The sequence below is a fragment of the Flammeovirgaceae bacterium SG7u.111 genome (assembly GCA_034044135.1).
In the GTDB taxonomy this organism is placed as follows: domain Bacteria; phylum Bacteroidota; class Bacteroidia; order Cytophagales; family Flammeovirgaceae.
The window spans coordinates 1,854,564-1,877,207 of sequence record CP139021.1; the positions used below are offsets into that span (position 1 = coordinate 1,854,564).

Annotated in this window: 18 protein-coding genes; 8 read left to right on the forward strand and 10 right to left on the reverse strand. The window is 40.6% G+C overall.

Annotated features, from left to right (window positions below; all coding sequences use genetic code 11):
* Positions 1-178: 178 nt before the first annotated feature.
* Together R9C00_07340 and R9C00_07345 are read right to left on the reverse strand one after the other, a co-directional pair.
* Positions 179-1,225: a FecR family protein gene (locus R9C00_07340; protein WPO37259.1), complete on the reverse strand. Its 1,047-nt coding sequence runs from the start codon at positions 1,223-1,225 to the stop codon at positions 179-181.
* Between the two features lie 81 nt (positions 1,226-1,306).
* Positions 1,307-1,909 carry an RNA polymerase sigma-70 factor gene (locus R9C00_07345; protein WPO37260.1) on the reverse strand — a complete coding sequence of 201 codons (603 nt, stop codon included), beginning with the start codon at positions 1,907-1,909 and terminating at the stop codon, positions 1,307-1,309.
* 294 nt (positions 1,910-2,203) lie between these two features.
* Here R9C00_07345 and R9C00_07350 point away from each other — a divergent pair, with 294 nt between their 5' ends.
* From R9C00_07350 to R9C00_07385, 8 genes are all read left to right on the forward strand, one after another.
* Positions 2,204-3,568, forward strand: coding sequence for a TolC family protein (locus R9C00_07350; protein ID WPO37261.1), 1,365 nt, complete (start codon positions 2,204-2,206; stop codon positions 3,566-3,568).
* Between the two features lie 7 nt (positions 3,569-3,575).
* Positions 3,576-4,637: an efflux RND transporter periplasmic adaptor subunit gene (locus R9C00_07355; GenBank protein ID WPO37262.1), complete on the forward strand. Its 1,062-nt coding sequence runs from the start codon at positions 3,576-3,578 to the stop codon at positions 4,635-4,637.
* A 256-nt stretch (positions 4,638-4,893) separates the two neighbouring features.
* Positions 4,894-8,010 carry an efflux RND transporter permease subunit gene (locus R9C00_07360; protein WPO37263.1) on the forward strand — a complete coding sequence of 1,039 codons (3,117 nt, stop codon included), beginning with the start codon at positions 4,894-4,896 and terminating at the stop codon, positions 8,008-8,010.
* 12 nt (positions 8,011-8,022) lie between these two features.
* Complete coding sequence (locus R9C00_07365) at positions 8,023-9,051, forward strand: DUF6268 family outer membrane beta-barrel protein (protein ID WPO37264.1); 1,029 nt, start codon at positions 8,023-8,025, stop codon at positions 9,049-9,051.
* Positions 9,052-9,085: 34 nt separating this feature from the next.
* Entirely contained in the window at positions 9,086-10,135 is a 1,050-nt protein-coding gene (locus R9C00_07370; protein ID WPO37265.1) for a histidine kinase, read from the forward strand.
* Positions 10,116-10,883, forward strand: coding sequence for a LytTR family DNA-binding domain-containing protein (locus tag R9C00_07375; GenBank protein WPO37266.1), 768 nt, complete (start codon positions 10,116-10,118; stop codon positions 10,881-10,883). Before R9C00_07370 ends, R9C00_07375 begins: the two co-directional genes overlap by 20 nt.
* 37 nt (positions 10,884-10,920) lie before the next feature.
* Positions 10,921-11,997 carry an adenylate/guanylate cyclase domain-containing protein gene (locus R9C00_07380; protein ID WPO37267.1) on the forward strand — a complete coding sequence of 359 codons (1,077 nt, stop codon included), beginning with the start codon at positions 10,921-10,923 and terminating at the stop codon, positions 11,995-11,997.
* A 431-nt stretch (positions 11,998-12,428) separates the two neighbouring features.
* Complete coding sequence (locus tag R9C00_07385; GenBank protein ID WPO37268.1) at positions 12,429-13,295, forward strand: lysophospholipid acyltransferase family protein; 867 nt, start codon at positions 12,429-12,431, stop codon at positions 13,293-13,295.
* Between the two features lie 77 nt (positions 13,296-13,372).
* Here the strand turns inward: R9C00_07385 and R9C00_07390 are convergent, their stop codons facing one another.
* From R9C00_07390 to R9C00_07425, 8 genes are all read right to left on the reverse strand, one after another.
* On the reverse strand, positions 13,373-13,678 hold the full coding sequence (locus R9C00_07390) for a GNAT family N-acetyltransferase (protein ID WPO37269.1): 306 nt from the start codon (positions 13,676-13,678) through the stop codon (positions 13,373-13,375).
* A gap of 217 nt (positions 13,679-13,895) precedes the next feature.
* Positions 13,896-14,183: a family 43 glycosylhydrolase gene (locus tag R9C00_07395; GenBank protein WPO37270.1), complete on the reverse strand. Its 288-nt coding sequence runs from the start codon at positions 14,181-14,183 to the stop codon at positions 13,896-13,898.
* Between the two features lie 275 nt (positions 14,184-14,458).
* Positions 14,459-16,036: a hypothetical protein gene (locus R9C00_07400; protein ID WPO37271.1), complete on the reverse strand. Its 1,578-nt coding sequence runs from the start codon at positions 16,034-16,036 to the stop codon at positions 14,459-14,461.
* Between the two features lie 31 nt (positions 16,037-16,067).
* The gene (locus tag R9C00_07405; protein ID WPO37272.1) at positions 16,068-17,843 is read right to left on the reverse strand and encodes a cellulase family glycosylhydrolase; all 1,776 of its coding nucleotides are present in this window, start codon (positions 17,841-17,843) and stop codon (positions 16,068-16,070) included.
* A 261-nt stretch (positions 17,844-18,104) separates the two neighbouring features.
* Entirely contained in the window at positions 18,105-19,217 is a 1,113-nt protein-coding gene (locus R9C00_07410; protein WPO37273.1) for an AraC family transcriptional regulator, read from the reverse strand.
* 209 nt (positions 19,218-19,426) lie between these two features.
* Positions 19,427-19,798, reverse strand: coding sequence for a hypothetical protein (locus tag R9C00_07415; protein WPO37274.1), 372 nt, complete (start codon positions 19,796-19,798; stop codon positions 19,427-19,429).
* A gap of 147 nt (positions 19,799-19,945) precedes the next feature.
* Positions 19,946-20,113, reverse strand: coding sequence for a hypothetical protein (locus R9C00_07420; GenBank protein ID WPO37275.1), 168 nt, complete (start codon positions 20,111-20,113; stop codon positions 19,946-19,948).
* 141 nt (positions 20,114-20,254) lie between these two features.
* Positions 20,255-22,153: a PAS domain-containing sensor histidine kinase gene (locus R9C00_07425; GenBank protein ID WPO37276.1), complete on the reverse strand. Its 1,899-nt coding sequence runs from the start codon at positions 22,151-22,153 to the stop codon at positions 20,255-20,257.
* Between the last annotated feature and the right edge of the window lie 491 nt (positions 22,154-22,644).

Below are 22,644 nucleotides of genomic sequence, written 5' to 3' on the forward strand. Positions count from 1 at the left end.
TGTTTTGTTGAAGCCCAACTACGTAAGTGTTATAGGACTTTATGAAACATTAAGTTGAATTTGGAGAGTGGTACTGCAATACCTTTGCTCCCAGTAAAAATTAATTAGGAACGCCCCTGCAAGGGCGTTTCTTTTTTTGAGGTTTTCCTTATAGGCAAATCGGTTTAGGGATTAAAAACTATTTACTTTTCAGAATTACTTTTTCTATTTTTTGCTCATTGGAAATAAGCTCATATTGAATATTATCTGTTCGTTTCAACACCTCCAATACAGTCCACAAGGGTTCGTTACTGAAGTTTGCCCGTATTTTATAATCCATTAATTTTTTGTTTTCAAATTCAAACTGCACATTGTAACAACGGGAAAGTTTTTTAGTGACCTCTTCTAAAGCCACTCCTTCAAAAACAAATTCATTGTGTTGCCAACCTATGATGGCAAGTCTGTCGAAAGGCTGTACAGATTCTTTCTGATTTTTCTTCTCATACAAGAATTGCTGCATGGGCTTGAGCTCCTTCTTTTCTGTTTTGGACTTGCCTACTATTACTTTTCCTTCCACAAGGGAAACCGCAATAGCCTCGTCATCGGGGTAGGCGTTTACATTGAATGAGGTTCCTAGTACCTTGGTTTCAATTGTTCCTGCATGCACTATAAATGGCTTTTCTGGATTATGGGCTACTTTAAAAAATGCTTCTCCTTCTAGGTAAACTTCCCTTGTAGAATCACTAAAGTTCGTTGGATAACGAAGTTTGGAGACGGAATTGATTAGGATACTTGTGCCATCGCTCAGTACAAGTTTTACTTTTTGCCCAGCAGTAGTTTCTTTTTCTTGCCAAGCAGGAACTTCGGCAACTTCTTGCTTAGGTTGTTTATTAAAAAGGTTTATTGTGAATACTGTTACCATTACTATAGAAATAACGGCGGCATATTTTAATATCGGGGAAATAGAAAAAGTTTTCTGTTTCCCCAGTGATAGCTTTTTATTGTTTCCAAGTTTCTTTTGCTCCTCCAGCTTTTCAAACAAAAACTGTTTTCCTCTTTCTTTCGAAAAACTAGTTCGGGTGAGCAGGTTGCTTTCGAGCTCCCATTTTTTAGAAAGCCAAACAAACCATTCTTTGTACTCCTTTTCTTCCAAGAAAATATGAAGTTGGTTGATTTCTTCTATATCCGCCTCGTCCGATAAAAACAAACTTGCCAGTTCTATAAACTTCTCTTTTTTATGATCCATGTCGTCAATATTTTCATTCAACAGACAAGAGCCAAGGAAAAAATCTACTAGTGGATAAGGTTAACTTTACATTAAGTGTAGTTAAACAAAGAGGAAGAGGAGCAGAAGCGAGACCAAGGTTTTAAGGTACGCTGGTCGTGGGTATTTTCGGGCAAAATAGCTAGTTGCTTCTACCATGTGGTTCTGTACTGTATTCACTGAGATGCCGAGTACTTCGGCTATTTCTTGGTATTTCATCCCATCTAGCCGGTTCATTCTAAAAATGAGTTTTCGCTGTTTGGGCATCTTGTCTATAATGTTTTCTATGCTTTTTTGAAGTTCATCAAACATCAGTAGCTGATCAGCTAAGTGCTCGCTATCCGAAGGTTTCAGGGTAGCTTCAGATAAATCCGTATAAAGGTCAGCGCCTTCTTTTTTGAGGTAATTTAATGATTGGTTTCGGGCGGCCCTATATAAATAAGCCTTTACCCCCGATTGTATGGAAATTTGATGTTTGTTCTCCCAAACCTTGATGAACACATCCGAAACGGCTTCTTCCGAAAGGTCTTTGCTTTTTAAAAACTGGTACGAAAAATCGCACAATACTTCGAAATAGCGATCGAACAAAGTTTCGAGTGCCTGTTTTTCCCCTCCTTTTATCCTCTCTATCAAAAACTCGTCGCTTTCTTTCTTTTGAAGTTGCATATTTTCCCTGTTGCTTTTCAGGTTCAAAGCTAGATATCCGAAATGCCTAAGCCAAAAACAGGCGATTAATGCTTGGTTAATTGTTTGTGTAGAAATTAACCGAGCAAGCTGAAGTGGAAAGTGCACCGCTAGATTTGTGAGTCAGTAGAATACCCCATTAGCTTTGCCCCATTTCGCTTCATTTTCTATAATGTCGGTTCATCCGGATATTTGTCCGCTTCACGTTCAAACAGCTGTTCTTCCCTTGTCCCATCCGGTATTTTTGGTGCTCATTTACTAATGAACAAGACGCTAATGATGGAAAAAATATGGATGGTAATTAGGTCAACAAGCCTCCTGGCCTTTTTTATTTCTGCAACTATTCTTGAGGCACAAAGCCAGTCGATGTCTCTCAAAGAATGTATCGAATATGGGCTAGAAAACCACAGGAGCAATAAGATTTATACCAATGATTTGCATGCCGCCGAGGCAAAAATTCAACAGGGCAAATCGGCTTACTTGCCCCAAGTAAGTATTAATGGGGAAATCGATGACAATTTGAAGGTGCAAACTTCGGTGATTCCCGGAAGCATTGTAGGCTCCGACCAAGATATGCGCGTGGCATTTACCAAGCAGTTTAGTACAAATATAACTGCGCAGGTAGAGCAAACCATTTTTGATCAATCGCTGATCACTTCTTTTAAAGCATATAGGTACACTAGGCAGGAAGCAGAACTGAACAAAGAGCTCAATGACGAGTCGATTATTTACAATGTGGTGACGGCTTATTACCATGTGTTGGTTAGCCGTGAGCAACTCGCCTTTCTTAGTGAAAACATCGAAATTTATAAGAAACAGATGGCTATTGCCGATTTGCGCGTAGCCAAAGGGGTGATGACGGAGGTGGATCAGAATAGGATCAAGGTTAATTACCACAATACTCTTTCCCAACTGAACGTGGCGGAAAACACCCTCACTTTTTCCGAAAACCAGTTGAAGAACTATATGGGCTTTCCACTGGCAGATCAGATCCAAATTGATTCGATCGCACTTTCTGAAAAGATTTTTGACCTAGCGGCGCAGCACGATAAAACTGCTTTTAACTCCGAAGTACGTACCGATTTTAAGCTGTCCCAAGTAAATGTTTCTTTGTTGGAGATAGACGAGAAAAGGTTGCGCGCCCAAGCATTGCCCCAGCTGAAGGCTTTTGGAAGGTACGGTGGCGTTGGTTTTGGCGATAATTTATCAGAATCATTCTCTACCATTGCCGATTTTGCTACAGTAGGCGTGAAGCTCAATATCCCGATTTTTACTGGATTCAATAGGGTTTCTCAAGTAAAACAAGCACAGTTCAGTTTGCAAAACGCCAAAGAAAATTTGGAGCTTCAAAAAGAGAATTTTGCCTTAGAATATGAAAACTCGCACAACAAACTCGTGCAATCCCGAGCAAATTTGGATAATGACGATCGAACACTTGAGCTGTCGAGGTCGGTATTCCAATCGACCGACCTTCAGTACGAGAAAGGCGTGGTCGGGCTTACCGATTGGTTGGACACACAACGCTCTTTAAGAGACTCACAATCTAGTTATCTCACTTCGCTATTTTCATTTTACGAGTCGTTGGTAGAGCTCGAAAAAGCAAATGGTACTTTGAAAAATTTCTATAACTCTTTGCAATAAAAAAAACATGAAACGCAAATACACTATTCTCATCATTAGTATAATACTTGTTGGATTAATGGGCTTCAAACTTTACTTCAACAAGGAGAAGATAAATGAGAGCAAAAATGCTGCTGTGTCTGAACCGGTGTTGATCCCCGTAAAAACAGCAACGGCTGATGTGCTCTCGGTTAACTTGAAGATTATCAAAACGGGTAAACTTGCTCCATTTAAAGAGAGCAAAGTGATGCTACCTACTGGTGGGATTGTCCAACAAATTCGATTTGAGTTGGGCGATAATGTCCGTGAAGGCCAGGTGCTTGCGGTGATAGATAACCGTGCTAACGAACTTGAGCTAGAGAAGATGGAAACGAAAGTAGCCAAGCTTAAAAACGACCTTGAAACGTACAAGGAATTGTACGAAGGAAAGGCTGCTACTAGAGAAAAGCTAAAAGATGTGCAGCAAAGCTATGACGAAGCAGTAAACCAAGTAAAGCAACTGAGCAAAAAAGTAAACGATGCGTATGTGAAAGCGCCCATTAGTGGAATAGTTGCCAGCAAATCGCTAGAGAATGGAGCGTTCGCCAACATGGGTGCCGAATTGACTGAAATAGTCAACCTTTCTACCATGAAGGTTGAGGTAAACCTGACAGAAACGGAGGTGTACCAGGTTGCAAAAGGCCAGGAAGTAAAAATAAGTACCAATGTTTTTCCAGATAAAGTATTCACTGGCAAAGTGACTTTTATAAGCCCTCAGGCAGATGCGGCATACAACTACGCTGTGGAAGTGACTTTGGACAATAGGGGAGATGTAGTATTGAGATCAGGAACATTTGTGTATGCGGACTTTTCGAAAGAATTGAACGAAACTGTACTCGCTATCCCTAGGCAAGCGCTTATGGAGAGCATTTCACAGCCTTCTGTGTATGTGGTGAAAAAAGACGAGCAAGTGGAAGAGAGAAAGGTTGAAATAGGCAAAGAAATCAATGGAAATATTGAGATTTTGAAAGGCTTGAAGCAAGGAGAAGTGGTGGTGACAACGGGCCACATCAACCTAAAGGATGGTACTAAAGTTCGAATAGCAAACTAAGTACCTGACCAGAAGAAACAAGCTATTTAGCATACAACTTTGTGTGCAAGAAAGGGAGTCAGGGATGTAAATCCCCTCCAGCGGAGGGGTGGCCTGCAAGGCCGGGGCGGGTTCAGGATGTTGCCTATACTTAAAATGATAGATATTATTGCAAAATAGGCCACCCTGCGAACCCCCTTCCGACCACGCAAAAAGCGTGGCCACCTTCCCGGGAGGAAGGGCTTTTCAATTTGTCCACTTACTTAACAAATGAATTATGTCAATATCAGAGATAGCCATAAAACGGCCACTGCTCATAGTGGTTATTTTCTTTTCGCTCATTCTTTTTGGAACAATGAGTTATTTCAACTTGAATTATAACTTGCTTCCAAAAATACAAGTCAACGTGGTAAGTGTTACCACTGTGTATCCAGGCGCTTCGGCATCGGAGGTAGAAAGCTCCGTTACCAAAAAACTGGAAGATGCCATAGCATCGATAGAAGGATTGGACCAGATCACCTCAAGCTCTCAGGAAGGTGTTTCCCAAATAACGGCAACATTAAAAGCAAGTGCCGACCTCGACAATGCCGAACGTAAAATTCAGCGGAAAGTAGATCAAATAGGCAATGAGTTGCCTGAGGATATCAATAAACCAATCGTCTCCAAGGTAAGTTTGGACGAAACGCCGGTAATCAAAGCGGGTGTTACTTCTAGTCGTTCACCAAAGTCTCTTTACGATTTGGTGGACAATCAAATTAAACCGATCCTTCAAAATATTGCTGGTGTTGGTCAGATAAACATCATTGGCGGAGATGAGCGGGAAATTCAAGTAAATATTTTACCTGAAAAGCTCAAAGGATATCACCTCAATATCGATCAAGTATCACAGGCTATCAGCAGTGCAAACCGCTCTTTTCCAGCTGGTAGGGTTAAAACCCAACAGAGTACCACCTCCATTCGTTTTGATGCCAACGTGACTTCTATCGATCAGATCAAAAAGATCATTGTGTTCAAAAGCAGGTCGAGCACGATCTATCTGGAAGATATTGCGGAAGTGGTAGATGCTACTGCCGAATCTACGGCTATCAACCATGTGGATGGATTGCCTTCCATAGGTATTCAGGTGGTGAAGCAAGGCGATGCCAATGCGGTGGACGTGAGCGACTTGGTAAAGAAAAAATTTGCGGAGCTAGAGAAAGAGTATGAGGGCGATGAATTGGCATTTGTGGTCTCTAGTGACCAGAGTACCTACACATTGGCTTCGGCGCATGCGGTAATGGAAGACTTAGGCTTGGCAGTGGTGATTGTTGGTATTGTAATGCTGGCATTTTTGCACAGCTTTAGAAGCTCGATGTTTGTCATGATCGCCTTGCCGTGTTCTATTATACCCACGTTCATAGCAATGTACATATTTGGCTTTTCCCTAAACCTTATGACCCTTATGGCCATGTCGTTGGTGGTAGGTATTTTGGTGGATGACTCCATTGTGGTATTGGAGAATATCTACCGGCATATGGAAATGGGCTCGGATAAGAGAAAGGCGGCACTAGATGGCAGAAATGAGATTGGGTTTACCGCTCTTGCCATCACCCTCGTCGATGTTGTGGTGTTTTTGCCCTTGGCTATGAGTGGGGGGATCATCGGATCCATCCTTAGAGAGTTCGCATTGGTTGTGGTTTTTTCTACGCTCATGAGTTTGTTTGTGTCCTTCACCATTACCCCGCTATTGGTAAGCAGGTTTGGTAAATTAAAGCATTTGACAGGGAATACCTTGTGGGGGAAAATAAACCTAGGTTTTGAAGATTTTATTACGAATCTAAAAAATGACTATGGCGATGCCTTGACCTTCCTCTTGAGAAAGAAACGTTGGCTGCTATCTGCGGTGATTCTCATGATTGTCGGCTCTATCACCCTGCTAGCGAAAGGATTTATTGGGTTTGCCTTTATTCCAAATTCTGACCAAGGAGAGATTTCTATTACCTTAGAACTTGAACCTACGGCCTCTATTTATCAGACCAATATGCTTGCCCAAGAGGCTGAAGAGATCATGATGAAGCGACCTGAGGTAACGAGGGTGTTTACCAGTGTGGGCTTTTTGGTTGGCGGAGTTTCTGGTGCTGGAAACAACAATAACATGGCGGAACTTACCGTTTCGCTTTGCGATAAAGAGCAGCGGAGCCAAACCTCACAGGAATTTGGGTTAGAGATGCAGCGATTGTTGACAGCGACTATCCCTGGTGTGAAAGTATCTGCGGCAGCGGTTGCCATATCTGGTGGGGGCAGTTCAGTTCCTATCCAAATAGCGGTGTTGGGCCTTGACCTGAAACAAGTAAGGCAAATTGCCGATCAGATAATGGAAGTGACCAGATCAGTGCCCGGAACCCAGTATGTGGCTTTGTCGGTAAAAGACCAAAAGCCCGAAATAGAAGTGAGTTTGGATAGGGACAAAATGACCCTGTTGGGCTTGAATGCGAGCCAAGTCGGGATGGCAATCCAAAACTCATTTAGTGGCAATGACCAAAGCAAGCTCAAAGAAGCAGGCGATGAATACGACATCAACATTAGGCTAGATCCTAACCATCGTTCCAGCATCAGTGATGTGGAGAATCTGTCTTTTACGAATATGGATGGGCAGACTTTTCTTCTTAGCCAATTTGCTAAAGTAGGGTATGTAATGGGAGAAAGTGTATTGCAACGAAGCGATAGGATTGGTGCTATCACGGTTCAGTCTAACGTGATCGGTCGCCCAGTAGGTTCTGTTACTGCCGAAATAAAAGATGAAATTGCGAAAATGAGTTTGCCTGCTGGGGTTTCAGTCGAATTCCTTGGCGATGCAAAGAACCAAGGAGAGGCATTTGGCAGCTTGGGCTTGGCATTGATCACAGCTATCATCTTGGTGTACCTCATCATGGTGGCGCTGTATGAAAATGCTGTCTACCCATTTGTTGTATTGTTTTCCATTCCTGTAGCACTGATCGGGGCTTTGCTTGCCTTGGCACTTACCATGGAATCGCTCAATATTTTTACCATCATCGGTATTATCATGCTCTTGGGACTGGTGTCCAAAAATGCAATCCTGATCGTCGATTTTACCAACCAACTCAGGGGAGAAGGCAAATCGGTAAGGGAAGCCTTGATTGAGGCTGGGAAAGAACGTCTCAGGCCAATTTTGATGACCACCCTTGCAATGGTTTTTGGTATGCTTCCTATCGCCATAGCTAGTGGTCCTGGAGCTGAGATGAAAAACGGGATGGCATGGGTAATTATTGGTGGTCTTATCAGCTCTATGATTTTGACACTATTTGTGGTGCCAGCTATGTACCTCATTATCGATTCGATCATTAGCAAGTTTCAGAAAAAAACTGAAGTACAACTTCAAGCACAATCCATCTAAACACTAAATGTTATGATTAAAAAAACCTCTCTTCTGATTGTACTTCAGCTTGTTGTTCTTTATGCCTTTGGGCAACAAGCCCAAGAAGATTATAGAAAGCATATGATGGATTCTATTAAGGAAGCTTATATAGATGAATTAGCTTTTAAAACTCCTGCGATGCGGCAGTTAATTTTTTCAACGGAGTACCTTGGTTCAGGAGATATCAGCTCAAAATTAAATGGGGATCCATTTTTTGATGGAACCACGCAAACTACACGCTATTTTGTCAATATGAATATTCCTATCACGCATATTGGTAAAAATAGTATATCAGGCTCAATAGGTGTCAGCCATCAACGTATTTCGATGAGCGAAATTGAGAGCTACAATTCAGATATTCAAGTCCACGATATGGATATTGAGAAAACAGTTTTGAATGGTTCTCTGAGGCTGACAAGAGTAGACTCTTTATTCAATCGTCCCATAGTTTATATGGTTTATACTACGGGTTTGATAGATCCTGAAACGTCACAGATTAAGTTGCTTGTTGGCGGTTTGGGCTTGCTTACGCTCAGAAAGACTCAAAAATCTGCCTTGTCACTAGGTTTAGTACTGACCACTGACCCTACCTCTCCTTTACCAGTGATTCCATTTATCACTTATGAGACAAAGCTAAGCCCAACAACGGATTTGTCATTAGGCATCTCTGGGGTTGGTGTACGAAAAATGCTAGGGAAAAAAGCATCAATCGCCTTTTCGAATGGCTTGGGGGGAAGCTTGATGTTGCTTCAATATGATATGCCAAGTTTTGATGGCCTATATTTCCCAAAGAAATCCACCTATTCAACACTTGAGTTAAAATCGGGTCTTACATTTGAATATTTGATAACAAAGAAAACTATATTTACGCTGAATACAGGAGCAACTTATTTTGCAGCCTCTAATACAATAGAACAAGGCAAAGCTTCGGATCCTTTTATCAAAAATAAATTGGGGATAGTGCCTTTTGCTCAGGTTGGCGTTTCATTCCTGCCATTTTGGAAAGGGTTCGGCAAATAGTATATTAGAAGTTGATCATGTCAATAAAAGAAAAATGGGATACAAGCCAACCTTCATAAACCTGATTAGAGTGACTATATTGCTGTCACTAGTAATAGGCTTGATATCTTTTATTTCCCTTTTAATTGCTGAAATGGATGTTTATCAGGCAAGTGTGTTGGCTCTTATGGGCGTAGTGACCATTATATTGATAGGGATTGCCGATATTTATATTTTTGATGCAGGGTTTGATAATACTACTGTACGATCAGAAAAACGGAAGCTGAGGGGACGTTTTTTAGTCTCTTTGGCTGTCAGTCCAGTAGTGTATGTTGTAACTTGGATATTATTTACACCATTAACAGGTAATGCCCCTTTTCTCTGGCTACAATTACGTGGCCTTATCATTTTACTATTCTCAAGTTGGATAATGAATGGCTTGATCATAATGCTTTATAAATATGTCTTTTTACGTCATTCTAGTACACAGTCTGAAATAGAGAACCTTCAGTTGAAATCGTTGGTGAGTGAAACGGCAAATCAAGTGTTGAAGCAGCAGATCCATCCGCACTTTTTGTTTAATGTACTGAATACGATAAAATCTTTATACAAGCAGGATATCCAGCAAGGTGAGGAGTACTTGGTTCATTTGGCTAACTTTCTAAGGGCATCCATATCGGGACCTACTTCCAAAACGGTAAGTGTAGATGCTGAACTCCAACTTTGTAGGGATTATATTGCAATGCAACGTATTCGTTTTGGGGATGCGCTCACGTATAAGGTGGATTTGCCGCCAGAGGTTCTTAACCAACGCTTTATACCCTATTTCTCTGTACAGCTGCTGTTGGAAAATGCGATCAAGCATAATGTGCTTACAGAAGAAGCTCCGCTCAATATTTCTGTGACCAAAGAAGGGGAGTATATCAAGGTAGCCAACAATCTCCAACAAAGAACATCATCCAAAGAATCTTCTACCATGCAAGGGCTGTTTAACCTAACGGAGCGGTATAAATTGATTTCGGGAGATGAAGTACATATTTCCCAAGAGGAGCGTTGTTTTTCCGTTAAGATAAAACTGTTGAGCGATGAATATAGTAATAATTGAAGATGAAAAGTTGACTGCCAATGACTTGGCAAATACAATCAAAGAATATGACCCTGCTATAGAAATAGTAGCAAAATTACATTCTGTCAAAGATGCGCTTCGGTACTTTTACGAAGGAGTAAAGCCGGACCTTATCTTTAGCGATATCGAGTTAGGAGATGGCTTAAGCTTTGAAGTATTTCAGGCAGTAAAGCTGTATGTTCCTGTGGTTTTTTGCACCGCATACGACGAATACGCATTGGAGGCTTTCAAGGCTAATGGAATAGATTATCTGTTGAAACCCTTTACGTTCAAAACGGTAAGTGCTTCCTTGGACAAGTTTTACAAAATAACACAAGCATCCAAGACCGCAGAGGTCGATCAGTTGGGGAATGTGATGCGCTTATTAGAAAAGCGTGAACCTGAGCCTCCATCGACTATTCTCGTGCATTATAAGGACAAAATATTGCCCATAAAGCTGCAAGAAATTGCCGTGTTTTACCTCGAAAACCAGGTTGTTCATTTGATTACCTTTGACCGTAAAGTTTACTTTCCAGATAAAAGCTTGGAAGAGCTGGAGAAAATAACGGGCAAGGGTTTCTTCCGCACGAATAGGCAAAGTTTGGTGAACCGCGAGGCAATCGTGGATGTTTCACATCGCCTTAGCCGCAAGCTTTGGGTAAACCTCTCCGTGCCCATCAAAGAAGCCGTGACCATAAGTAAAGAAAAGTCTACCTCATTTCTGAATTGGCTTGCCATGGGGAGCTAACGTTTTTGTCTAACAAAAAAATAACCTGTTTATAACCATGCCCAAGAATATCATTACCGCAAAAGGACTCTCTCGAATAGAAATAACCGTTCATGTGATTTGCTATATTCTTGGTTTGAATTTTTTCTTGTTTATAAAAACGAGCGGAGATATCCCGATTGAAGAAGGTTGGGTAAAAGAGAATACCTATATCATTACTAATTTTGTTGGTACTGTGATTGGGGGTGTTATGGCATTTTTGGAATTTCGAGTGTATCCCCAATTTGCGGGGCTGAAGTACCGAGTTTTTATTGCGTTAAAATTCGTATTAAACTCAATTACAATAGTAGTTGGCAATGCTGTAAGTATTTTATTTTTAATACTTTTTTTTAATAAACTTCCGATTGCTGAGGCATTATCTGCCTTGTTCTCCTATTTTCGATCTGGAATTTTCCTTTCCTTCTTTCTATACCTTACTTTTTTCAGCTATGTGTTGAGTATTGTCCGCACTGTGAGCGAAAGGGTAGGTTCTGGTGCTTTTTTGGATTTTATGTTGGGAAAATACCGAACTCCACAAGAAGTGGATATGGTATTTATGTTTTTAGATTTGCGCTCTTCTACCTATTTGGCAGAAAAGCTTGGCCATGTGAAATACAGCCGTTTCCTCAATAAATGTTTCAATGATCTCACGGAGCCGATTTCTATTTATGGGGCAGAAATCTATCAGTTTGTGGGCGATGAAGTGGTGCTGACGTGGAATGCCACCAAAACAAAGCGGGGTGTTCCGTTTATCCAATTGTATTATGCTTACATCCAAAAGTTGAATGAAAATGCGAAAGAGTACGAGGAAAAATTTGGGGAAGTACCCAGCTTCAAGGCCGCGGTACACAGCGGTTGGGTAACCATCATGGAAATAAGGTCACGCAAACATGAAAAGGTGTACCATGGAGATGTGCTAAATACTTGTTCAAGGATTTTGGAATTGTGTTCCAGGTATAAAAAAGACCTGCTCGTATCGGAGCAGGTAGCTGCATGGGTACAGGAAAAGGAAGGATATAGCTGCAAAGAGGTTGAGAACTTAATATTGAGAGGAAAACAACAAAAAACTAAGGTAATGGAAGTCCAAGGATGTTAGGGAACTTATGTTCCCTGATGTTTTGACCACAGTCGATAACATGTTGTTTTGTATCCCAGTACCTAACTAGGTCGAGGTCGTTTGCAGTAGGATTTTCTGAGTTAAATTATTCGATTAATATTTTTTGTGCTTTACTTTTAATGATGAAGTGGGGGCGTATTTGATAGTAAGACTAAAACTTTTATTCTTTATATCTTTTTTCTTTCCCTTGTTATTTGAAAGCACTATACGTTGACAGTGTTCTATATCTCAAATTTCTTATAGTCAGCATATGTTATTTAATGTTAAATATTGGGCATGTTTGGATAATATTGAACAAAAATATTCAAAAATTGATTAAACCTGTAACTAGGTTTACGTCTTTTTATGTGTGTTGGTAGAAATAACAAATTAGGATGATATTTCCTTTCCTTAATGTCAAATTAACTAGTATGAAAACAATTAAGTACGCACCTATTTACTTGGTTTCTTTCTTACCACTCTCGGTTCTTTATGTATTTTCAGATATGTTGTATTTTATGGCATATTATATTTTGAAGTACAGAAGGGAAGTTGTTAATGAAAATCTGAAAGACTCTTTTCCCGAAAAAAATGAAGGTGAACTGAAGCTTATTGAGAAGAAGTTTTATAAACACTTTTGCGATGTGTTGTTTGAAGCTTTGAAGACACTGACCATTAGCAAAAAAGAAATACAAAAAAGAGTTCAGTTGAAAAATCCTGAGCTGATTGATTACTATTATAAATCGAAGCAGAATATGTTGCTATATGCGGCGCATTTTGGCAATTGGGAATGGCAGGCTTTGTTTCCGCTTTTTTTGAACGATAAATTACAACTTACCACCTTTTATCAGCAGCTATCCAACAAATACTTTGATGAACTGATGGTGAAGATAAGAAGTAGGTTTGGGGTGATGTGCGTAGAATCTAAGCAGGGTTACAAAACCTTGCTGAGGCTTACCCAGCAAAACGTTGTTTCCCTAAGCTGTATGATAGGCGACCAAAGCCCTGGACGAAACTCGGCAATGCACTGGACAAGTTTTTTGAACAGGGAAACGGCATTTTTGGTAGGGCCAGATAGAATGGCTAAGAAAAGTAGACAGGTAACCATATTCCCAGCTTTCCGGAAGGTAAGGAGAGGATGCTACGAAGTATTTTTTAAAATAGTAGAAGACTTTTCTGAACCGACAAAAGGCGAAGAAATTATCGATAAATATGCTAGGGTATTGGAGGAATCGATCAAAGAATCACCAGAGCTTTGGCTTTGGAGCCACAAGCGCTGGAAGTTGCAGAGGTCTTAAAACTTCTGGCTTCCCTCCTCCACTCTCTTCGTATTTATCGTAGCGATCCTTGATAAAGCTTTTTTAGCTCCTCAAATTTAAATAGATGCATCCACCATCAAATACATATCATATCCTTTTGCCCAAAAGTCTTTGTGGGTTTCCTTCAGCACAAACCCATTTTTCTCATAAAATTTATAGGCAAGTTGTGAAGTCCGCACCATGATCAGTTCAATGCTTTCCATGGATTTTAGTAGCTCGATTCGGTGCTTTAGCAGCTTTCCTCCAATTCCCAAGCCTTGGAAAGTAGGGTCGATAAAGTCCCAGCTGATTTTCCCTGTTTTATACTCATTTTCAAAGTTGATTCCACCCGCACCAATAAGCTGCCCATTATGTTCCACCACAAGTATTTCTCAATTTCATTCTCAAGATACTGCTTCAAATCCTCTACCTCGCTCTCTGCAAAATAGGCTGGAACGTTCATCTTTAAAATGTCAATAACTTTAGCTTTGTCTTATTGGCTATATTCTCGAATGGTGATTTTTTCGCTCATATTACGTGGATAGCTTTGCTTTGAAAGAGGGAATATAAGACTTTTGAATTGTACTATTTTACACTTTTCTAATGCCCATAGCTAACGACTCGGGTCAGCTCCCAGGTTTCCCCTACTTTTTTCCAGATATGCACAAACTTGAACGTCCCGCAATCCATTTTCCCTTTTTCATCCATTACGTGCCCAGGATCAATCATGGAAACTTTTAACTCCGCGGGGTCGCTCCACGACTCTTCAATATGGTCGGACGTGATTACATAATTGGTATTGTCAGCAGGAAAATAGATATAATATTTCCCCTCGTATTTGACAAGGTCGGGAGCCCAAACCGAGCCCCACATACTTATGCAATGCATTGGTTACGGGCAACCAATTAATTAAATCGGTTGAGTGCCAAATGGGAAGACCGGGATAATATTCGAATGAAGAAGTGGTCAAATAAAAATCGTCTCCCTCGCGCAAAATACTTGGGTCGGGGTTGTCTCCCGGTAAAATCGGGTTTACAATACGTCCCTTTTTCCTGAGCATGGGCAAAGAGATATATCAGGGATAATAATAGGACGAGTACTGCTTTAATTCGGTTCATATAGTTCAATATTTATTGTATTAAAGTGGTAATTGCAGCTTCGTTCTATAATTTCTTGAAGCAAATCAAAAAGACGTCATTCTCATGGAGCGGGATTTCACGGGTGAAGTTTCCATTTGCAGTGATGCTGATCAGTTCGGAAACCTCAGGTGCTGCGTTGCTTTTGCCTTTTAGGAAATCAACCTGCTTTTTGTTTAACTGCTCGGGTTTGCCCAGTTTGTGATACAAAGTGTAAGGATCGTTGTGCTGATAGCCCACTTGGTAGATTTCCAATTGGTAATTTCCCTCAGGAACTCCTGAGGCCGCAATGCTTGCCTTGCCTTTGTTTTTCGCTGGAAGGTCTTTGATGTAATAACCTTGGTTATTTGTCGAATCGCCAGGATGGGTATAGGTATAATCCCAAAACAGCAGCTGGAAATCGCCATTTTTATCTTTGCAAGCCCAAGATGCGGAATCAGCATTTTCCAATTCAACCTCACCCAGTTTGTTCATGAACGAATATGCATGATACGCTGGCTTTTTGATGCCTTGGGTGTTCATCAACCCAAATCCGCCATGAAACGGGGTGAACCGTGGTCCAGCTTCTTCAAAAATATCCGTAAACACCCAATAAGACATGGAAGTAGCCGCATCGCCAATTTGCTTGATTTTGTTTAAGATGTAAGCCGCTTCGTGGTAGCTGTCATGCAAAGGATCAGCAGGGGTGTAAGAAGAACTCCATTCTGTGTAGTGCAATTCTAGGTTGGGCATGGCAGATTCGGAAATCTCTTTTCTCGACTCGATGACCTCTTGGCTTACTGCCCAGTTGTTCGGGCTCAAAACCGTTCCTGTTCCCCCAAATTCATCGAGAAACCCAACATCTACGCCATAGGCATGCGTGCTGACAAAATCTAGGGGAACATTATTCTTTTGGCAGAAGGCAATCATCTCAGGTTCCCAAGTTGCACCGGCGGTAGCGGGCCCTCCCACTTTATAGGCAGCATTTACGCTTTTTACACCTTGGGCGGCATATTTATAAAGCTTGAAATATTCTTCTTGCGTTCCCGTCCAAAAACCGGGAGTTAAGTTAGGTTCGTTCCACACCTCAAAATACCATGTTTTCACTTCTTTTTCACCATAGCGTTCCGTCCAGTGCTGAACCAAATTGCGGATTAGGTCTTCCCATTTTTGGTAGTCTTTGGGAGGAGTGACATTTCCCCGCCACCAAAAAATAGTTTGCTCGCCACTAGCCAAAGCAGAAGGCATGAAGCCCAATTCCACAAAAGGCTTTATCCCAATTTCGAGGATGTAATCGTACAGCACATCAATGTATTGGAAATTGTAGATAGGATTTCCCTGCCTGTCTTCTTTGTACACCGCCATGTCGTCGGTGAGCAGCCCGTGCATGCGGATGTACTTGAAATCGCACTCTTCCTTCACTATTTTCAATTGTTGTTGCCAGTCGGCGCGTAGCCCTTCGTTTGCCCTTCCGGCACCAATGCATTCTTTGAACATGGTATTCATCGCTCCTTTTTCTTTCTGGAGATTGATGGAAATAATTCGAGTTCCAGTATTGGTTTGGGCAAAGGCAAACGTGCTGGTAAACACGCTGATGAGTAGGTAAATAAATGTGATAATCTTCATGTTGTTATATTTTGCTGTTTGGGTAAAAAAATTATTCGTTTGCTCCTTCTATCAAAGCGTCTAAGGCTTGCTGGTCGTGTACCGTATTGTTTGAGCGGTTGAAAATGGTCATTTCGTGCTCGCCTATGTTTCCAGCATCCCAGTAAAATGGAAGCATCCCGTTGGCTTTTGCTTGTTTTACCACATACTTGAGGTAGTAAGCACGCGAGGCTAGGTGTAGTGCTAGGTTTTCTCCTGTCAGATAGGTTCTCTTTATCGCTCCAAATTCTCCCAAAACAACAGGGATTCCTTTGTCGGTAAATTGGGTCTTCATGCGTCCGAACATATCATCTATAAAATCTTCTTCGCCCCAAGTAGAATTCCTATCAGGAAGGTTGTCGGAATGGTAGCCATTGCCCCAATAGTAGAAAGCTTTGCCCCAGCTTGCGTCCTCTGTCATCAAACTGAACTGGTAAGGGTAAAAATGAACTTCAGACATCATTCTTCCGGCTACTTCATCCGTTGGCATGGAAGTCATGAGTGTGTTGGTTTTTTCAATGTCCGTAGCAGGTCCTTGTACTATCAATACTCGGTAACTATTTTTCCCGCCTGTTGAGCGCACTGCATTTACAAAAGTCTGGTGGTACGATTGCAACACTGCCATTTGCTCCGCATTATCCACATGGGGCTCGTTGGCACTGGCAAAAAGCAAATGCTCGTCAAAGTCTCGCAAATGCGTAGCTATTTGTTCCCAAAAAGCCTTTTGCTTAGCGTTGACTTCCACTTGCTTGTCAGGGGTGCAATTTTCTTCTAGCCAACCTTGGTCCCAGTGGATATTTACTATTACATACATATCGTTGTTCACACAATACTCTACCACTTGCTTCACCCTGTTGAGCCATTCGGCTTTGATTTCGGCGGTCACACTGTTTTCCATATATTGATCCCACGAAGAGGGAATTCGGATGGCGTTGAAGCCGCTTTGTTTCACCAATTTGATCAAATCCTCCGTCACTCTCGGATTGCCCCAAGCCGTTTCTCCTCCTATGGCTTCCAAGGTGTTTCCTATGTTCCAGCCAATTTTCATTTTAGCAGCCAATGCTACCGCAGAGCTTTCCATTCCTGTTTGGTCGGGGCTAAGGGGAGAGAGGTTGTAGCTGGGATAAATCCCCGCCGTTTGCGAGAAGGATATTTCAATGGATGGGGTGTTGTTTGCTTGGAGCGTTACGGTTGCAGATCTGTCAGCATTCGTTTCGTTTTCCAAAATGCTTACGCTGATGGTAAAATCACCCACGCCGCCAGAAACTTCGCTGAAAGTTACCCAATCGGGGGTGTTGACAAAGCTCCACGAAGGTGCGGTAGAGCTGACCTTAAGTGTAGCAGAATTACCTAGGCTGTTCGCCTCAAACACAGTTTTGTCTGCCGAAAGCTCGTGCAGGTAATCGGATGCTGGCTGTGTAATTACGATGTCGATAGGGCTTGCATTGCCTGCGCTGAGAGTTAAAATAGCTTCGCGGGCAGTCAGTGTTTTGGAAGAAACGCTGATAGCTACTTTCCCAGGAGTATACGGGCTAGAAGTTTGTGAAAGTTCTACCCAGTCGGATGCGGGATTCGAGATCTGCCAGCCATCTAGGGCATCGGTTTTTAAGTGGACGGTAGTAGCGCCACCTTCGGCAGGGAAGTCAATTTGCTCTTGGGAAACCCATAAGATGTTGGGGTCTTCTTTGTCACATGAGCCAAAAATTAGGAATATACAAAGAACGGATAATAAGCTGTTGAACCGACCACGGTTCAACATACATGTAAAGTCATTTTTTTTCATAATCATTTTACGATGTTGTGAATTGAAATTCAGTACTCTTTCTGTACGCTTATAATTTTTTTCCAGCTTTTCTGATAGTTACTGGTTGCGAGTTACTAGTTCTTAAATTTTCCTACCATAAAAATTGAGGTTAAAAGCATTGATGATTGATTTGTTTTTCATTTGAAAACAAAGGAACCAGTAACGAGAAACTCATTTAGGTAGCAATGATAGAAAATCAACGCATTCGGGCTTTTACAAAAAATACAAATCCTTTTACAAAACCTGTCAGCTTTTGTTTTCGCGGTATTCTGAAGGATTTATTCCCATTTCAGCTTTAAATACCCGATTGAAATGGCTCTGGTTGTTGAAGCCGACTTTGTAAGCCACTTCTCCTATATGAAGGCTGGTTTCATCTAGCAATCGCTTGGCTTCGTTGATCCTGATACGGTTGATATAGGTTTTGAAGTTGCATTGAAACTCTTCTTGAATGGAATTCGTGATCCGTCGTTGCGGCATTCCCGTTTCCTTCGTAACTAGTTCGAGATTGAGTTTGCTGTTATGGAAATTCTGGTTGATATATTCGATGCATTTTTCTTCACCGGTAGGTTTGTCCTCAAGTTCCAAAGGTTTGTAAGAGACCGTTACTTGCACCTGTTTGTTTTTTTTGTAACCCATCAAATAAAGAATTCCAAAGACCATAGAAATGGAAGCTGCATAGCTACTTCCAAGCAACATGTACAGCGATTGGTTGTTTCGGGTGAAGACAATAGAACGGATTTCGATCGCCTTTTCCTCCTCAATGCTTGGAGAAAAGGCAGAGCCAATGTTGATATGGAGAATGTGGTCCAAATCTGGTTTGTTCTTTTCCGACTCTGGGATTTGATGTAAATCTTCCCACCATTCTGGGTGTTTGAACTGACTCAAAGGAATTGAATAAGTATTGGGCTGATCGGAAAAAGTCAAATAGGAGTGATAAAGCGCTTGGTCAGTGGTGGTGTTCTCCCCAAAAGTGAGCGGGGGCATATAAAAAGCAATTCCCACTCTGTCGATGTTCTCCCCCGATATATTCAGGCGGATTTCATTGTACTGTCCCGCCTCTATGTAGTCTGCGGAAGAAGGGGCGATACTCAAGCCCACATAAGGACTATAAAAGCCCTCTTTCAGCAAAAACTCCAACCGTATGGTAGAGTCTGAAAAGATATGATTTAGTATTTGGGACTTTCCCTCATTGGCAGAATCTGTGTAATACTCATTGGTATAATTCTCTAGGTTGGGGAAGATGATTTGATCCTTTATGGAGGAAAAATATAGAAAAATACAGGAGAAAATAAAAGATATAGCTATAGCGGAACCTTTGAAATAGGTCGATTTAAATGTCTTTAATGCCAGTCGCTCCATGATTATTTCTCCAACTAATGTTTGCTGTATGAATAACGAGGGCAATAATAAGGAAACCAAAGGGCACTGCAAAGCAAGCGGGTGAGCGGAAGCAAAGAAAAGGGAAGTTTTAGGTAGGTTCAAAAGAAATCCCGCTATTCGGCAGTTGGGAGCTCGAACAGCGGGAAGGGTATGGTCTTCATCTTGTATCCTAAGGATAGGAAATACTTTTATTTACTGGTCAACGCACTTTCTTCTACATAAAGCCATGCTAAGGCTTTGTCTTTATCTGAAAAATTTTCTATTTCAAATTGATTGTCTAGTTGCAAATTGAAGAACTCTCCAAATAATTGCTCAACAGATAATTCCGTGATCAATTCTTCGGGCATCATATGTGCATATTTCTTCAAGCCTAGGTCAATCCATGCCTGGTTTAACAACATAGCCATCCATATTTGTTGATCAGGGGAAATGGGGTATTTGAAATCGTTACATCTGTCGTATAAAAATTTCGGCTTACACTTTTTAAATGCATTTAACCATTCCTGCATTTCTGTTTCAAAGTCTCCCGCACTCATGTTTTCCGTTTCAGAATCCCACACCGTAAAAATAGTTTGGGTCTCTGGTTGGTAACTGTGTGTTGAATACTTTGATTGATAAAGTATCGGAGGTATTAAATATTGGATAACTAATAGGTGAATATGAAGCAGAATGAGTTTGCCTTATTTCTTTTCCCACGAGTAAACTAATTAAATTTCATAGCTTGAATTTGAGGAAAAGATCAACACTAACGCTTCATCTAAAAGAACTTTTTTAAAATCATCCTGAAATTTTTGCCAAGCTGCTTCAAATTCCGGCTTCTCTGCCGAGTTTTTTATTGGACCGGGGAATAAGCGCTGGTCAATCTTATAATCCAAGGGTATATCAGTGACCAAAATAGCGTAAGTGGAGTGTAGGTAATCTAACAATGCTTGAAGGCTATTAAATCTGTACAAGTAGTTTTCAAGCAGGTTTTCACCAAATAGATCAAGCCTTTTACTTTATACAACTTTTTACAGTTAGAATTTTTCTGTTTCCGATTTGCACGGCACTGTAAAACTGAAAGTTGACCCTTTATCAACTTCACTTTCTACCCAAATCATGCCTCCATGTTTTTCTATAAACTCTTTGCTTAGTATCAAGCCTAGTCCAGTGCCTTTTTCATTTTCCGTTCCTTGTGTCGAAGTATTTTTATCTATGCAGAATAGGTTGTTTATATTATCTTTTGAAATACCCACACCACTGTCTGCAACTGAAATCTCAATAAAATCTTCATCGTGTTGTTTGTTTGACTTGATTATAATTGTCCCACCTGTTTGAGTGAATTTTATTGCATTTGAAATTAGGTTTCTAAACACCGTAGCAAGCATATTACTATCTGCAAAAACAACCTCGTCTTCCGAAATCAAATCTGAAAGTTGAATATTCTTTTCGTTGGCAACTTCTTGTAAAGCCGATATTGTTTCAAGCAAAAGCTCCTTCAGCTGCAACTGTTCAGGTACATACTTGATTTTACCAGATTGTGCCCGTGACCATGTGAGCAAATTCTCCAATAGTTTGAAAGCATTGTTTGCGCTGTCATTGACAGATCTAATGATGGTTTCACGGCTTTCCTCATCGAGTTCCCTATGATTTGCCAATAGAATTTTCGTGAAACCTAGAATTGCGTTGAAAGGATTTTTTAAATCGTGAGCTATTATTGAGAAAAACTTATCCTTTGTATCATTGCTTTCTTTCAACTCTTTTTCAGTTTGTTTCAAGTCTGTTATGTCATGCCCTATATTTATAACAGTTCCGTCATCAAGACTTACGTTTGCCCACATTACAGTGAGTTCTTTCCCCCCCTTTGTTAAAGGATACCACTCTTTAAAAACAAGCTCAGGTTGATTAGTTACACTGTCCAATACTTCCTTTTGGACGTTAGGGTCGGGATAAAATAATGCTAAGGAGTTATCAACGGCATTCACTTCATCGATAGTCCAGCCAAATACTTTTTGGCATTCTTTATTCCAATAAATGCATTTACCGTTCTCATCAAAAGCATCTAACAATGCAGGTACTTCATCAAAAAGCTTTCTGAATTTTTCTTCACTTGCCCTAAGAGCTTCTTCGGCTTGTTTACGGGCTGTGTAATCCTCCTTTACCTCCAAGTAATTTATTATGTTCCCTTTTTTATCTTTTATAGGGGTAATGGTAGCATATTCCCAATAATACTCACCATTTTTTTTCTTGTTATGGAATTCGCCTTCCCATGTTTTGCCAGATGAAACCTTAGCCCACATAGCTTCACGATACTCTATAGGTTGTGTTCCGGCATTTAATAGGTTAGGGTTTTTCCCAAGTATTTCTTCAGCGGTATATCCGGTTAAGTCAGTAAACTTTTGGTTTACATATTCTATATTTCCATCTGTATCTGTAATCAAAGTTGCATTTGCGCTTTGATCTACAGCAATATTGAGTTTCTTTACTTTATTTTCCGTTTCAATTTGCTCCGTGATATCTATAAAGTTAACTATAACCTTGTCGACATTTCCTTCTGTGTCAAATTTGGGCAATGCTTTTACATCTACCCAAGTAATATTTTCTACATTTGGCTTGACTATTCCCAGAATACAATCTTTTAATACCTTTTTTGAAGCGATTACTTTTGATACCGGATAATCTTCCACAACAATGTTTTTTTTATCCATATCCACGAACTTCCATATAGGATCTATAGCTGTTTTTCCTTGCATTTGTTCCTTTGTCAGCCCTAAAATTTCATGTGCTTTTGGGTTGCTTAATAGGATACTTGTATCTGCAGCATGGACTACCAAGCCGACTAAAAGACTATCAAAAATAGATTTAAAAAAGTCATCTTCCTGTTTGAGCCTTATAACTTCAGCTTGAAGCTTCTCATAAGTTAACTTAGTTTCCATACACTTTTTATTACGGTATCATTCAGTTGCTACAAGCAGCTGAACATCTATTTCTTTAAATATAGTGTAGAAGACTCGTAATTATGAGCTGTAGCTTTAAAAGCTTATAAAAAAAATAAGCTATTAAGGCTTGGAGAGCATTATTAAAAGAGTAAGCATGCTTGTTTTCCCTTTCTATTTTTAATAATATATGGAAATAGAATTTTGTAAGCAAAAATAACTTGACTAATTGTATTGTGTTGTTGGAGTGATGTTCAAGTGCTCTTTGGAGTTCCGAGCTTTGTCAATAATTGCTGCCCAATGGGCGAAATATACGACATGGGCTTTTGTTTGACGCCCACGCGCTTCAAGGAAAACCGAAATCAGCTGGGAGATGGGTTGTAAATCGACAGGGCTTTTGGGAAGATCCCGTCGTTGGTAGTTTTGACCTCTTATTTTGCTAACGACCATCACCGAGGTCGGTCTAAAGAAGAGAGGTTACGAAAGTATGA